The sequence below is a fragment of the Campylobacter sp. CFSAN122748 genome (genome assembly GCF_045277125.1).
GTDB classification, from domain to species: Bacteria; Campylobacterota; Campylobacteria; order Campylobacterales; family Campylobacteraceae; genus Campylobacter_D; species Campylobacter_D jejuni.
Window position 1 is genome coordinate 1,188,786 of the sequence record NZ_CP116953.1, and the last position, 13,010, is coordinate 1,201,795.

Annotated in this window: 14 protein-coding genes; 12 read left to right on the top strand and 2 right to left on the bottom strand. The window is 29.9% G+C overall.

Features of this window, described 5'->3' with window-relative positions; all coding sequences use genetic code 11:
* The first annotated feature begins 100 nt into the window (after nucleotides 1-100).
* Genes OT390_RS06265 through OT390_RS06300 form a run of 8 tightly spaced genes read left to right on the top strand, consistent with a single transcriptional unit; the run spans nucleotide 101 to nucleotide 7,790 of the window.
* Entirely contained in the window at nucleotides 101-994 is an 894-nt protein-coding gene (locus OT390_RS06265; protein WP_002859296.1) for a DnaJ family protein, read from the top strand.
* Nucleotides 995-1,009: 15 nt separating this feature from the next.
* On the top strand, nucleotides 1,010-1,384 hold the full coding sequence (gene hspR, locus OT390_RS06270; protein ID WP_002853230.1) for a heat shock transcriptional regulator HspR: 375 nt from the start codon (nucleotides 1,010-1,012) through the stop codon (nucleotides 1,382-1,384).
* Between the two features lie 6 nt (nucleotides 1,385-1,390).
* Nucleotides 1,391-3,016, top strand: coding sequence for a cation:proton antiporter (locus OT390_RS06275; protein ID WP_002859297.1), 1,626 nt, complete (start codon nucleotides 1,391-1,393; stop codon nucleotides 3,014-3,016).
* A gap of 9 nt (nucleotides 3,017-3,025) precedes the next feature.
* The gene (locus tag OT390_RS06280; RefSeq protein WP_002859298.1) at nucleotides 3,026-3,358 is read left to right on the top strand and encodes a hypothetical protein; all 333 of its coding nucleotides are present in this window, start codon (nucleotides 3,026-3,028) and stop codon (nucleotides 3,356-3,358) included.
* Nucleotides 3,355-3,975 carry an HAD family hydrolase gene (locus tag OT390_RS06285; protein ID WP_002871670.1) on the top strand — a complete coding sequence of 207 codons (621 nt, stop codon included), beginning with the start codon at nucleotides 3,355-3,357 and terminating at the stop codon, nucleotides 3,973-3,975. The genes OT390_RS06280 and OT390_RS06285 overlap by 4 nt, the downstream gene beginning before the upstream one ends.
* Nucleotides 3,976-4,030: 55 nt before the next feature.
* Nucleotides 4,031-6,025 carry a glycine--tRNA ligase subunit beta gene (glyS, locus tag OT390_RS06290; protein WP_002858294.1) on the top strand — a complete coding sequence of 665 codons (1,995 nt, stop codon included), beginning with the start codon at nucleotides 4,031-4,033 and terminating at the stop codon, nucleotides 6,023-6,025.
* Nucleotides 6,022-6,843: a M23 family metallopeptidase gene (locus tag OT390_RS06295; RefSeq protein ID WP_002860451.1), complete on the top strand. Its 822-nt coding sequence runs from the start codon at nucleotides 6,022-6,024 to the stop codon at nucleotides 6,841-6,843. The genes glyS and OT390_RS06295 overlap by 4 nt, the downstream gene beginning before the upstream one ends.
* Nucleotides 6,840-7,790: an SAM-dependent methyltransferase gene (locus tag OT390_RS06300; RefSeq protein WP_032586719.1), complete on the top strand. Its 951-nt coding sequence runs from the start codon at nucleotides 6,840-6,842 to the stop codon at nucleotides 7,788-7,790. The genes OT390_RS06295 and OT390_RS06300 overlap by 4 nt, the downstream gene beginning before the upstream one ends.
* Here the strand turns inward: OT390_RS06300 and OT390_RS06305 are convergent.
* Nucleotides 7,787-8,761 carry an exopolyphosphatase gene (locus tag OT390_RS06305; protein WP_002876796.1) on the bottom strand — a complete coding sequence of 325 codons (975 nt, stop codon included), beginning with the start codon at nucleotides 8,759-8,761 and terminating at the stop codon, nucleotides 7,787-7,789. The two genes, OT390_RS06300 and OT390_RS06305, sit on opposite strands and share 4 nt — an antisense overlap.
* A gap of 55 nt (nucleotides 8,762-8,816) precedes the next feature.
* On the opposite strand from OT390_RS06305, the gene OT390_RS06310 reads away from it, so the two are divergent.
* Nucleotides 8,817-9,590 (top strand): pyridoxine 5'-phosphate synthase, encoded by a 774-nt coding sequence (locus OT390_RS06310; protein ID WP_002884384.1) that lies wholly within the window; start codon nucleotides 8,817-8,819, stop codon nucleotides 9,588-9,590.
* Nucleotides 9,587-10,681: a 4-hydroxythreonine-4-phosphate dehydrogenase gene (pdxA, locus tag OT390_RS06315; protein WP_032586721.1), complete on the top strand. Its 1,095-nt coding sequence runs from the start codon at nucleotides 9,587-9,589 to the stop codon at nucleotides 10,679-10,681. Before OT390_RS06310 ends, pdxA begins: the two co-directional genes overlap by 4 nt.
* Here pdxA and OT390_RS06320 read toward each other — a convergent pair.
* Nucleotides 10,671-11,288: a hypothetical protein gene (locus tag OT390_RS06320; protein ID WP_032586724.1), complete on the bottom strand. Its 618-nt coding sequence runs from the start codon at nucleotides 11,286-11,288 to the stop codon at nucleotides 10,671-10,673. The two genes, pdxA and OT390_RS06320, sit on opposite strands and share 11 nt — an antisense overlap.
* Before the next feature lie 96 nt (nucleotides 11,289-11,384).
* On the opposite strand from OT390_RS06320, the gene OT390_RS06325 reads away from it, so the two are divergent.
* Nucleotides 11,385-12,584: an MFS transporter gene (locus tag OT390_RS06325; RefSeq protein WP_032586726.1), complete on the top strand. Its 1,200-nt coding sequence runs from the start codon at nucleotides 11,385-11,387 to the stop codon at nucleotides 12,582-12,584.
* Between the two features lie 55 nt (nucleotides 12,585-12,639).
* Nucleotides 12,640-12,960 (top strand): invasion antigen CiaC, encoded by a 321-nt coding sequence (gene ciaC / locus OT390_RS06330; RefSeq protein ID WP_002860457.1) that lies wholly within the window; start codon nucleotides 12,640-12,642, stop codon nucleotides 12,958-12,960.
* Nucleotides 12,961-13,010: the final 50 nt, after the last annotated feature.

Sequence of the window (13,010 nt, forward strand, 5' to 3'; positions counted from 1 at the left end):
AGTGATAAAAATTTATAAAACTTGATTGACTTAGGCTAAAGTTTATGTTATAATTTAATCCTCTATAATAATCAAGTAAAAATTTTTAAGGAAATATAACATGAATAGTTTATACGAAACTCTTGGAGTTAGCAAAAACGCTAGTGCAGATGAAATAAAAAAAGCTTACCGTCGCCTAGCTAGAAAATATCATCCTGATATCAACAAAGAAAAAGGTGCTGAAGAAAAATTTAAAGAAATTAATGCTGCTTATGAAATTTTAAGTGACGAAAAAAAACGAGCTCAGTATGACCAATACGGCGATTCTATGTTTGGTGGACAAAGTTTTCATGATTTTTCAAGAAATACTGGTGGGGTAAATTTGGACGATATTTTAAAAGATCTCTTTGGAGGAGGCTTTGGTGGACGCTCAAGAGGGGGTTTTAACGGCTTTTCTTCAAAAGGCTTTAGCAGTGGTTTTGGAGGATTTGGAGGTTTTGAAGAAGAAAATTTAGACAGCAATCTAGAGCTTCACATTCCTTTCGAAAAAGCTGTTAAAGGCGGGGAACATAGTTTTAATTTTCAAGGCGAAACCATTAAATTTAAAATTCCACACGGTATAAAAGAAGGTGAGAAACTAAGAATTCGCTCTAAAGGAAAACAAAGCAGAAATGGAGCTAGAGGCGATTTAATCATTATTGTAAAAATAGAAGAAAGTCCTATTTACACAAGAGAAGATGATGATTTATATCAAAAGGTTGATATTTCTTTAAAAACTGCACTTTTTGGTGGAAAAATAAATATAAAAACACTCAAAGAAGGCAAGGAAGAAGCAACAATTAACATAACGCCTAATTCAAAAAATAACCAAAAAATTCGTTTAAAAGGTTATGGTGTGCAAAATAGAAAAAGTGATATTTATGGGGATATGTATTTGATTTTAAATGTTGTTTTGCCAAATTTAGATACCCTTGATGAAAAATTTATAGAACTCTTAAAAGAAAAATTACCTTAAAGAAAGGAATAAAATATGGAACAGCATTATGATGAACCTGTATATTTAATCAGTGTTGTGGCTAAAGTTTTAAGCATACATCCACAAACCTTAAGGCAATACGAAAGAGAAGGATTGATAGAGCCAAGTAGAACCGATGGCAAAATAAGACTTTATTCTCAAAGAGATATTGACCGTATTAAACTTATATTGCGTTTAACAAGAGACATGGGAATCAATCTTGCTGGAGTAGATGTTATCTTAAAATTGAAAAACCAACTTCACGAATTTGAAAATTTAATTGATGAACTACGCTTAGAATTAAGCAAACAACAAGATAAAGAAGCGGCTAGTAAAGCCGTTGTTAAGCATAAAAATAGCTTTGATTTGATTTTTTATGAGAAAAAATAAAAAATAATGGATAATTTTTTAGAAATTTTTTTAATCACCGTTGCCATAGCTATAGTTTTAAATGTCATATTTAAAAAATTTGAAATTCCAACTATCATTGGATATATAGCTGCTGGAGAAATCATTTCTGAAATTTATCATTTAAGTGGCAAAGGCGAAATCACCCATATAGCCGAATTTGGTATAGTATTTTTAATGTTTACCATAGGGCTTGAATTTTCTTTTAAGCATTTAATGGCAATGAAACAAGAAGTTTTTTTAAACGGCTCTTTGCAGATGCTTACTTGTGGCTTTGTTTTTATGTTACTTGCTATAGGAATTTTAGGACTTGGAGATAAAAGCGCTACTATAGTAGGCTTTGCACTAGCGCTTTCTTCAACCGCAGTGGTGCTTAAAATTTTAAATGATAATGGCGATATCAATGAGCAATATGGTAGAAAAGCATTGGGAATTTTGCTTTTTCAAGATATAGCCGTTATTCCTTTGCTTTTGCTTGTAGATATTTTTTCATCCAACAATCAAAACATAGAAAAACTCCTTTTTACCACTTTAATTTCAGCACTTATTTTAATCACTTTATTATTTTTCATAGGTAAATATCTAGTGGATAGAATTTTTAGACTCATTATCCACACTTCTTCTCAGGAAATTTTTATTAGTACTGTTTTATTTATGGTTATTGGAGCAAGTTTTTTAGCAAATTATTTTGGATTTTCTTATTCTTTGGGTGCTTTTATAGCAGGTGCTTTGATAGCAGAAACAAAATATAAACACAAAATAGAAGCGGACTTGATCCCATTTAGAGATTTGCTTTTAGGGCTTTTTTTCATAACTGTAGGCATGCAAATTCAACTTGATGTAGTGGCACAAAATTGGTTTTTAATCATAGTTTTAACCCTTCTTGTAATGGCTTTAAAATTTGGCATAGTTTTTGGCTTTTTATTTCTTTACACCAAAAAAAGAGTAGCGCTTAAAACAGCTTTTGCCATAGCTCAAATTGGCGAATTCGCCCTAGCAATTTTTTCTCTTTTACAAGCAAAAAATATGCTTGATATCAAAACTTCACAAATTTTAATTGTTGTTTCTATTTTAACCATGATTATCACACCTTTTATTTTAAACAATATAAGAAAAATTACCAATGTTGTAGAAGATATAGCACTTAATACCAACGCTGTGCAAAATATTGACAGCAATATCAAGCTTAAAAATCATCTTGTTGTTTTTGGCTACGGACGCTTAGGACAAGAAGTCGTACAAAAAATCAAAAACACAGGCGTACCTTATCTTGTTTTAGAAAGTGATTTAAATTTAGTAGAACTTGGAGTTAGTCGAGGTGAAAATGTCGTTTTTGCCAATGCTGCTCAAGAAGAAACCTTAAAAATTGCCAATATAGAAGAATGTGCCGTAGCTATTATCACAGTTACAAATGAAGCTAAACTTGAAATTTTATGTCAAGTGCTAGCTAATTATCCAAAACCTATAGACACCATCATTCATGTAAATGGAACTTTAAAAAAGATGCTTTTTTCTAGCATAGATGAAAATATACGCATCATTCGCTCTGAAAAAGTAATCGCTAGAAATTTAGTTCAAGAAGCGCTAGAATGCCGCATTCACAAAAATACCTAAGGAAGAATTTTGACAAAAAATGAAGAAAAAGCCTTACGCGTAAAATACCTAAGAAATCTTGAAAAATTTTTCAATGGCGCTATATCTGCACTTAAAAAAGAAGATTTTGATAAAACTAAATTTGAAGAAAGAATGTTAAAAAATGCTAAATTTTTTGAAAAAAATCCCGCGGTAAATCTTAACTCAACCTATGCAAAAAATCTTGAATTTTTTGTCAATGCTTGTTTAGATTTTTCCAAAGAAAAAAACGAGCTTTTAAATCTTGCCAATGCTTTAGATAAGCAAAAAAAACAAGGTGGGAAAAAAGAAAAACATAAAAATTATTTAAAGGATTATGAATAATTAATGTATTTTTTGATATGGATGGAACTTTAATCGATAGTGCAAATGCCATTTCTTGTGCAGTCAATGAAATAAGACAGGATTTAAATCTAGCCCCACTTTCAAGAGAAATCATTATGCAAACCATCAATACTCCCAATATTGACTGGGCAAAAGAACTTTATAATATAGAAAATTTCCATCATTCTAATTTTAAAGAAGGCTATGAAAAATATTTTGTCAAGCACTATGAACAAAGCGTGGTGCTTTTTGAAGGAGTAAAAGAACTTTTAGAATTTTTAAAAAGCAAAAATTGTTTTTTAGCTATTGCTACTAACGCCCCACAAAGCTCACTTTCAAACATACTTAAAAAACACGATATCATTCCTTATTTTGATAAAATTTTAGGCGTAAGTTTAGGCATAGAACCCAAACCTCATCCTATGATGCTAGAGCTTTTAAAAAGCGAGGCTCCATATAAAACAAGCGTTTTTATAGGAGATAGTCAAAAAGATAAAGAATGTGCTAAAAATGCTAATTTGCCTTATTTTCATGCCAAATGGTATCAAAAAAATTTAAAAGAAAATGAATTTAGCAACTCTAGTGAACTTAAAGGCTTTTTGCAAAAGTATTTATAAGTTTTTTAATGAAATTTTAGTTAAAATTAGAAATAAATTTTAAAAAGAGTAAATTATGAGTGAATTATTAATAGAAATTGGTACAGAAGAATTACCTGCTATTCCTTTGCTAAAAGAATTAGCTAATATAGAAAAAAAATGGAACAATGTTTTAGAAGAATACCGCTTGGTAAGTGATTTTAAATTTTATTATACTCCGCGTCGTTTAGTTTTTTTTCATGAAAATTTTGCAGACAAACAAGAAGATAGCTTTGCTGAATTTATAGGAGCACCTAAAAATGTTGCTTATAAAGATGGAGTTTTAACTCCTGCGGGACAAAGCTTCCTGCAAAAAGCAAGGATCAGTGAAAATGAACTCTCTTTTAAAGAAATCAAAGGCAAGGAAGTTTTGTACCATCAAAAAGCTATTAAAGGTTTGCAAAGTCAAGAAATTTTAGGAGAAATGGTAGAAAAATTTCTAAAAAGTCTTAGTTTTGGCAAAAGTATGCGCTGGGGTGCAAATTCTTTTGAATTCATCCGTGCGATCCGTTCTATAGCTTGCATTTTAAATGATGAACTTGTTAATTTTCAAAGCTATGGAGTAAAAAGTACTAAAAAAACTTTCATTCACAGAAGCGTAAGTTATGATTTGCAAGATTTTAACAATGCAAAAGAATATTTTGAACTACTAGAAAAAAACTATATCATCCTTGATCCAATCAAAAGAAAGGAAAAAATACTTGAGCAATTTAAACTCATAGAAAGTCAAAAAAATATACAAATTGGAGAAGATGAAGAGCTTTTAGCTGAAGTAGTTGCTATCACAGAATATCCTAATGCACTTTTAGGAAGTTTTGAAGAAGAATTTTTAGAAATTCCTAGCGAAGTAATCATCACTTCAATGAGAGAAAATCAACGTTATTTTGCAGTTTTTAACGATAAAGGCTTAAGTAATCATTTTATAGTAGTAAGTAATGCAGTATGCAAGGATTATTCAAAAATCATACATGGAAATGAAAGAGTTTTGCGTGCAAGACTTAGCGATGCAATGTTTTTTTATCAAAATGATTTACAAAATGGCTTAAAACCTGAAAAACTTGCCAAAATGACCTATCTTGAAGGTTTAGGCACAATGCAAGATAAAAGTTTAAGAGAGATTAAAATTGCTGAAATTTTATGTCAAATGCTCCATAATGATAAAATCGAAAATATCAGCACAGCACTAAAATACGCCAAAGCAGACTTAGCCACACAAATGGTTTATGAATTTACTGATTTGCAAGGCATTATGGGAAGTTATTATGCGCAAAAAATGGGCTTAGATTATCAAATTTGCTTAGCCATCAAAGAACAATATCTTCCTAATTCCGAACAAGCTCCACTTCCAAGTACAGAATTTTCAAGCATAGTAGCCCTTGCAAACAAGCTTGATACCCTTATAGGACTTTTTAGCATAGGAAAAATTCCAAGCGGAACAAAGGATCCTTATGCCTTAAGAAGAGCTGCCAATGGGATCATTAAAATTGCTTTAAATTTAAATAAAGAATTTGATATCCAAATTTTATTAGAAAAACTTTCAAATCATTATAAAAGCTTTGATATGCAAATTTTAAAAGATTTTATTTTTGAAAGACTTTATACTTTTTATACAGTCAATGCTTCTTTTGTAAAAGCGGTTTTAAGCTCACAAAATACAGATCTTATCCATATCAATCAAAGCGTAAATGCTCTTATAAAACTTAGCAAAAAAGATAATTTTAATGAAAATTTTGCAACCTTTAAAAGACTAGCCAATATCGCCACTAAAAATCCTCATAAAGTTGATGAAAGTCTTTTTGTTCAAGAAGCAGAAAGTAAACTTTACAAAGCTTTTCAAGAAAAAACTAAAGCCAACTCTTTACAAGAAAAACTTGAAAATCTTTTTGCACTTAAGCCTTTTATTGATGAGTTTTTTAATCAAGTGATGATTAATGCTGAAGATGAAAAACTTAAAAATAATCGCCAAGCTTTGGTTTATGAAATTTATGCGGAGTTTTTAAAAATCGCCGATCTTAAAGAGTTAAGCCTATGAAAGCCTTATGGCTTTTTTTAAGCCTTACTCTTTGGCTTTTTGGAGCTCAAAATTTAGAACTCATCAAAGGTCAAGCTTTATTTTTGGAGCTAGATAAGAAAGATTTTTTATCTTTAAAAAATAATGGTAAAAATATTCCCACTTTTACACATCCTAAAAATCAAGAAAAAGTTCTAGCTATTTTTTCCTTACCTTACAAAAATCCCCCGCAAAATACAAAACTTATCGCATTTTATAAAGATAAAAAAGAAGAAATTTTCATAAAAACTTTAGAAGGTAATTATAAAAGTGAAAAATTGCAAGTTGAAAACAAAAAGATTTTTCCACCAAAAACCATACAAGAACGCATCACTAAAGAATTAAAAGAAGCCAATGCGATTTATAGTTCTTATACTCCAAAAGCTTTATTTAACGGTGCTTTTAATATACCTTTAAATTCTTTTATCACAAGTGATTTTGGCAAAGCAAGAACTTTTAATGAAAAAGTAGCAAGTTATCATAGCGGAACGGACTTTAGAGCTGCCACAGGAACACCTATTTATGCAGCCAACTCAGGCATAGTAAAAATTGCAAAAGATCGTTATTTCGCAGGAAATTCAGTAGTCATTGATCATGGTTTTGGAATTTATTCACAATATTATCATCTTTCTAAAATCGATGTTAAAATAGGACAAAAGATAAAAAAAGGTGAACTTATAGGACTTAGTGGGGCTACAGGTAGGGTAAGTGGGCCACATTTGCATTTTGGAATTTTAGCTGGAGGCAAACAAGTTGATCCTTTGGATTTTGTATCCAAATTTAATGCTATTTTTCAATGAAATTTAGTGACTTTCTCCATGCTTGGCTCCATGAAAGCTATTATAAAAATGCTGTAAGTATAGGAAAAAACGGAGATTTTTTTACTGCTGTAAGCGTAGGAAATCTTTTTGGCACACTTTTAGCCAAGCATTTTTTAAATTTAATAGATAAAAAAATTTTACAACTCCCTTTAGAACTTGTAGAAATAGGCGCTAATGAAGGATATTTAAGTCGTGATTTTTTAGCCGCTTTGCTTGAATTAAGACCTGAAATTTTTTCTCAAATTTCTTTTTTCGTCATAGAACCGCATGAAAAATTAAGAACTTTACAAAAAAAGACTTTAGAAGGAGTGGAATTTACTCACAAAAATAGTCTTAAAGAATGCCATTTTAAGAACGCTTTTTTCTTTTGCAATGAACTTTTTGATAGTTTTGCTTGCGAACTTATAGATCATGATAAAATGGCATTTGTAGAAAATTTTAAACTTATTTTTAAAAATATGGATGAAAATTTAATCACAAAATGCAAAGCTTTAAATCTTAAAAAAGGTGAACTCAGTTTAGAGCTTGAAAATTTTTTTAAAGATTTAAACCAAACTTGTGAGAGATTTATATTTGCGGGATTTGACTATGGAACTTTAAATCCACAAAGTTTTAGCTTAAGAATCTATCAAAAGCACGAAGTTTTTAGCCCTTTTGAAGTATCTTTAAAAGATTTTTTCGGCAAAAGCGATCTAACTTATAATGTCAATTTTACTCATCTTCAAAAACTCATCAAAGAATATGATTTTAAACCTTTAGCTTTTAAAAAACAAAGTCTTGCTTTAATGGATTTTGGTTTTGAAGATTTATTAGAATACACAAAAAATAAAAACATTAAAACTTACGAAAGTTTTTTATCTCAAGCTAAAATTTTATTTTTTAATTTTGATGAAAAATTTCATTTTTTCGAATTTCAAAAAAACTAAAATTTTATATTTTTCATACTCGCTAAACAAACCCCCTCCCTTAAACCCTCATCAATGACTAGAAGTTTATGTTTATCAAACAAAGCATAAAACAGCAAACAACCTGCACTCAAATAATTTTTTCTCATCGCGCCTACTTCTTTTATAGCCTTTTTTTCTTCCATATGAAAAAGTTTAATAGCATAATTTAAAAAATCCTTATGGTAAAGTTTTTTGCCATTTACTCTACTTGCTTCATACTTTTCATAGCTTATATTTTGTTTTAATGCGCTAAGTGTAGTAGGAACTCCGGAATTTAAAACCACCGTTTTAACTCCTAAAGAACGAAGTTCCTTTTTAATCATAGCCACCTCATCAAAAGCCCTAAAAGCTAAATGCTTTAAATAGGGATTTGCAATTAAAAAATGGATTTTAAGTTTTTTATCTTTAATATTTATGATAAATTTAGGATATTTTTTTATTAATTTTTTATAAGAAATACAAGATTTATAATAAGAATGGTAATTTTTTTCATAAAAACTAATAATACCAAAATCAAAACTTTTAAAACTTTTTCCAAAAGAAAGCTCACAAGAAGCCCCTCCTAAATCACAATACGCAAACTCTCCCCAAATTTTAAGCCTTCTTAAACCTGATTGCATACCTAAAACACTGATCTTAGCTTCACTTTTGGCATCTATAAGCTTAAAATCAATCCCAAATTCTTTTTTTAAATGGGCAAAAATTTCATTTGTATTGCTTGCCTTTCTAAAAGCTGCAGTCGCTACAGCTCTCGCTTTGCTTAAATCTTGCTCTTTAGCTAAAATACTCAAAGTATTTTTTAATCTTTGTATGGCTTCTTTAGAAATTTCTCCACTTTGATTTAGATTTTTCGCTGCCCCAATAACAAATTCATATTCTTTTAATTTATTTAATTTTTCATCCATTTGTACTGCTCTTAAAGTATTTGAACCAAGATCTATACCTAACATGACTTTCCTTATTTGATTTTATAGTATAATAGCAAAAAAGTTCTAAAGGAAAAATATGCTTTTAGGTGTAAATATCGATCATATTGCAGTGTTAAGACAAGCTAGAATGGTAAATGATCCTGATCTTTTAGAAGCTGCTTTTATAGTAGCTAGACACGGAGATCAAATCACTTTGCATGTAAGAGAAGATCGCCGTCATGCTCAGGATTTTGACTTGGAAAATATTATAAAATTTTGCAAAAGCCCTATCAATTTAGAATGTGCTTTAAATGATGAAATTTTAAATTTAGCTCTTAAACTCAAACCTCACCGCGTTACTTTAGTGCCTGAAAAAAGAGAAGAGCTTACCACAGAAGGGGGACTTTGTTTAAATCATGCTAAATTAAAACAAAGCATAGAAAAACTTCAAAATGCAAACATTGAAGTTTCACTTTTTATCAATCCTAGTTTAGAAGATATAGAAAAATCAAAAATTTTAAAAGCCCAATTCATAGAGCTTCATACAGGACATTATGCGAATTTACACAACGCACTTTTTAGCAATATCTCTCATACTGCTTTTGCCTTAAAAGAACTTGATCAAGATAAAAAAACCTTGCAAGCTCAATTTGAAAAAGAATTACAAAATTTAGAACTCTGTGCCAAAAAAGGCCTAGAACTTGGCTTAAAAGTAGCCGCGGGACATGGTTTAAATTACAAAAATGTAAAACCCGTAGTAAAAATTAAAGAAATTTGCGAGCTAAATATAGGACAAAGCATTGTAGCAAGATCTGTATTTACAGGACTTCAAAACGCTATTTTGGAAATGAAAGAACTTATTAAAAGATGAAAAAACTAGCCATTAGTATAGGCGATATAAACGGCATAGGACTTGAAATTTTAGTGCGTTCTCATGAAGAACTAAGCAAAATCTGCACACCTTTTTATTTTATCCACGAAAGCTTGCTTGATAAAGCTTCAAAACTTTTAAATTTAAAACTTTTTAATGCAAAAATCGTAGCTTTTAAAGATGGAAAAGACTATGAGTTTAATTTTATAAAAAAAGAAAATTCTCTTGAAATTTACTCTTTCTACCTTCCTTTAGGCTTTAAAGTGGATGAAAATTTTGAAATCAAAGCCGGAGAAATAGATACAAAAAGTGGACTTTATGGTTTTTTAAGTTTTAAGGCGGCAAGTTATTTTGTCTATGAAAAACACGCCCATGCCTTGCTTACTCTACCTATACACAAAAAAGCTTGGGAAGATGCAGGACTTAAATACAAAGGACACACCGATGCTTTAAGGGATTTTTTTAAAAAAAATGCCATTATGATGTTAGGTTGCAAAGAACTTTTTGTAGGGCTTTTTAGCGAACATATACCTTTAGCTAAGGTGAGTAAAAAAATCACTTTTAAAAATTTAAGCATCTTTTTAAAAGATTTTTACAAAGAAACGCATTTTAAAAAAATGGGGCTTTTAGGTTTTAATCCTCATGCTGGAGATTATGGAGTTATAGGCGGAGAAGAAGAAAAGATCATGGAAAAAGCTATAGCCTTTGTTAATGCCTTTTTACACTCTAAAAAAGATGAAAAATTTTTCAAAAAAGCCTTAAAAGATGAAAATTTACAAAAAGAATTGCTTTTAAATTTTAAAGGCAAGGGCGTTTATCTACCCTATCCTTTAGTGGCTGATACAGCTTTTACTAAGACTGGTTTAAAAAACTGCAATCGTTTAGTGGCTATGTATCACGATCTTGCCCTTGCTCCTTTAAAGGCCTTGTATTTTGATAAAAGCATCAATGTAAGTTTAAATTTACCTATCATACGCGTTAGCGTTGATCATGGCACGGCCTTTGATAAGGCCTATAAAAATGCTAAAATCAACACTAAAAGTTATTTTGAAGCGGCTAAATTTGCAATCAATTTACATTCTAAAGCTTAAATTTAGCCCTAGAATCAATCAAATCTTCTTTAGCTAAGCTGTCTATAAAATCTTGCAAATCTTTATTGGTATTTAAACTTTGAGTGAGTAAATTTTCATATTTATCAACTTTATTTTTAAAAATTTGCTCTAAAACTTCTTTAGTCTTTGTATCTTTTTTTGCTCTTTGCATAAGTTCTAATAAAACCTTAATATAAGCTTCTTGCATGCAATCACTTGCATTGAGTAAAGATAAAATAGGATTTTCCCCTGCTTTTGTATTTTGCATATTTTTTATACAAATTTTTCTTTCTTTAAGCATCTTTTTTGAAATGGCTTTAAAATCTTTTTTCATCTTTTTATCTGCTTTTTTTGAAATATTTTGATATAAACTACTATAGATGTTATCTACTAAAGCAAGTTTTTTATTATCAAATTTATTACGCACACCAATTTTATTGCATATCATAAGCTCATCATCACTTTTGCCATCATATTTGATTTTAGAGCAATCAAAACTAGGTTTTACTTCATCTTTATAAATAAGCTCATCAAAACTCAAAGCCCCTAAACTCGCCAAACTTAAACCAAGCAATAAAATAATTTTTTCATTATTTACCTTTAAAATTTTTATTTTATTTTAACAAAAATATTTTGAATTTTTTAAGGAAATTAAGCCTTTATTTTATTATAATGCGTTTTTATTTTTTATAAGGAACTTAAAATGCAAAATTACAAAAAAGCTCTTTTTGCACTAGCTCTTAGTGCTTTTTGTATGGGCGTAACTGAATTTGTTATGGCAGGAGTTTTGGTTGATGTTGAAGTGTATTTTAGCGTAGATGCAAAAACCGCGGGCTATCTTACAACCTTATATGCTATAGGTGTTGTTATAGGTGCTCCTCTTATCACCATACCTTTAAGTCGTTTTCATAGACATACACAACTTTTAATCAATCTTGGAATTTTTGCTTTAGCAAATTTCATCATCTTTTTTAGCCAAAATTTCTATCTTACTGCTTTTGCACGCTTTATAGCAGGAACACAACATGGGGTATTTTTTGTCATTGCCACCTTAGCTGTAAGTGCTATAACTCCAGATGATAAAAAATCAAGTGCTCTAGCTATAATGGTCACAGGGCTTACTGTAGCCTTAGTTACTGGAGTGCCGCTTGGAACTTTTATAGGGCATTATTTTGGCTTTAAATTTATCTTTTTACTCATTTTTATCATTACAAGTCTAGCATTTTTTGGAGTATGGCATATGATGCCCAAAAATTTACATCCTAGCCCAACCAGTCTTAAAAATCTAATCCCTGCTTTTTCTCATCAAAATTTGTTAAAAACTTATACTATAACCATTTGTAGTTGTGGGGCTCAATTTGTTCTTTATACTTATTTGCAAAAAATACTTGTAGAAATAAGCGGTTTTAAAGTCCAAGATACAGCTTATATCTTGCTTTTATATGGAATTTGTGCAATTTGTGGGAATTTATGGGGCGGAAAAATAGTAGATAAAAAAGGTGCTATTTTTTCTTTGCGTCTTATTTTAAGCATACAAGTTCTAGTATTTTTAAGTGTATTTCTCACCATGCATTCTAAATTTTTAATCATTTTTAGCGTAGCTTTGATAGGATTTTTTGCCTTTTCAACCATACCTGCACTAAAAATGCTTAGCATTACTAAAGCTAAACGCCATACTTATAAAGTCATAGACAGTACAGTAAGTGTGAATGAAGCAGCTTTTAATGTAGGCATAGCTTTAGCAAGTTTTTTAGGTGGGATTGTTTTAGCAGGATTGGGTATAGAATTTAATGCTTTATTTTCAGCACTTTTTGTAAGCCCTGCTTTGATTTTTGCCTTGCTTTTTGCCAAAGATAAATTAAATTATAAAAAATTTCAAAGAAAAAGTTTTACAAAGGTATAAATTGGAATAGAAATTGCTTGCTTATTTAATGTAAAGTTAAATAAAGGAGGAGAAAATGGTAGTAGATAATACTCAAAAAACATCAAATGCTATCTTTAGCACCACAACTAAAGTTAAAGAAAAAAATACTTCGGCAGATGAATTTCAAGCCACATTAAATGAAGTAAAAAACAAAGAAGAAAAGGAAGATAAAAAAACAAACTCAAGCAAATTTACTAACGAAGACATTGATCTTGGTGCTGTTAGAGAAGATTTTAGATCTTATGCTTGGCAAAAAATGAGAGAAGATCAATACAAAAAAAATGAGGAGACTTTGCTAAATAAGCTTTTTGCTACAATTGACGCAGGAAATGCCACAAACAATACAAAAGCTTAATATACAAATCAATCAAAACTCAAACTACATAAACGAGAATTCCGATAATT

Excerpts from the sequence above, each read along its gene's own strand:
- OT390_RS06265 (WP_002859296.1), top strand. The coding sequence starts at position 101 with ATGAATAGTTTATACGAAACTCTTGGAGTTAGCAAAAACGCTAGTGCA.
- hspR (WP_002853230.1), top strand. The coding sequence starts at position 1,010 with ATGGAACAGCATTATGATGAACCTGTATATTTAATCAGTGTTGTGGCT.
- OT390_RS06275 (WP_002859297.1), top strand. The coding sequence starts at position 1,391 with ATGGATAATTTTTTAGAAATTTTTTTAATCACCGTTGCCATAGCTATA.
- glyS (WP_002858294.1), top strand. The coding sequence starts at position 4,031 with ATGAGTGAATTATTAATAGAAATTGGTACAGAAGAATTACCTGCTATT.
- OT390_RS06295 (WP_002860451.1), top strand. The coding sequence starts at position 6,022 with ATGAAAGCCTTATGGCTTTTTTTAAGCCTTACTCTTTGGCTTTTTGGA.
- OT390_RS06300 (WP_032586719.1), top strand. The coding sequence starts at position 6,840 with ATGAAATTTAGTGACTTTCTCCATGCTTGGCTCCATGAAAGCTATTAT.
- OT390_RS06305 (WP_002876796.1), bottom strand. The coding sequence starts at position 8,761 with ATGTTAGGTATAGATCTTGGTTCAAATACTTTAAGAGCAGTACAAATG.
- OT390_RS06310 (WP_002884384.1), top strand. The coding sequence starts at position 8,817 with ATGCTTTTAGGTGTAAATATCGATCATATTGCAGTGTTAAGACAAGCT.
- pdxA (WP_032586721.1), top strand. The coding sequence starts at position 9,587 with ATGAAAAAACTAGCCATTAGTATAGGCGATATAAACGGCATAGGACTT.
- OT390_RS06325 (WP_032586726.1), top strand. The coding sequence starts at position 11,385 with ATGCAAAATTACAAAAAAGCTCTTTTTGCACTAGCTCTTAGTGCTTTT.
- ciaC (WP_002860457.1), top strand. The coding sequence starts at position 12,640 with ATGGTAGTAGATAATACTCAAAAAACATCAAATGCTATCTTTAGCACC.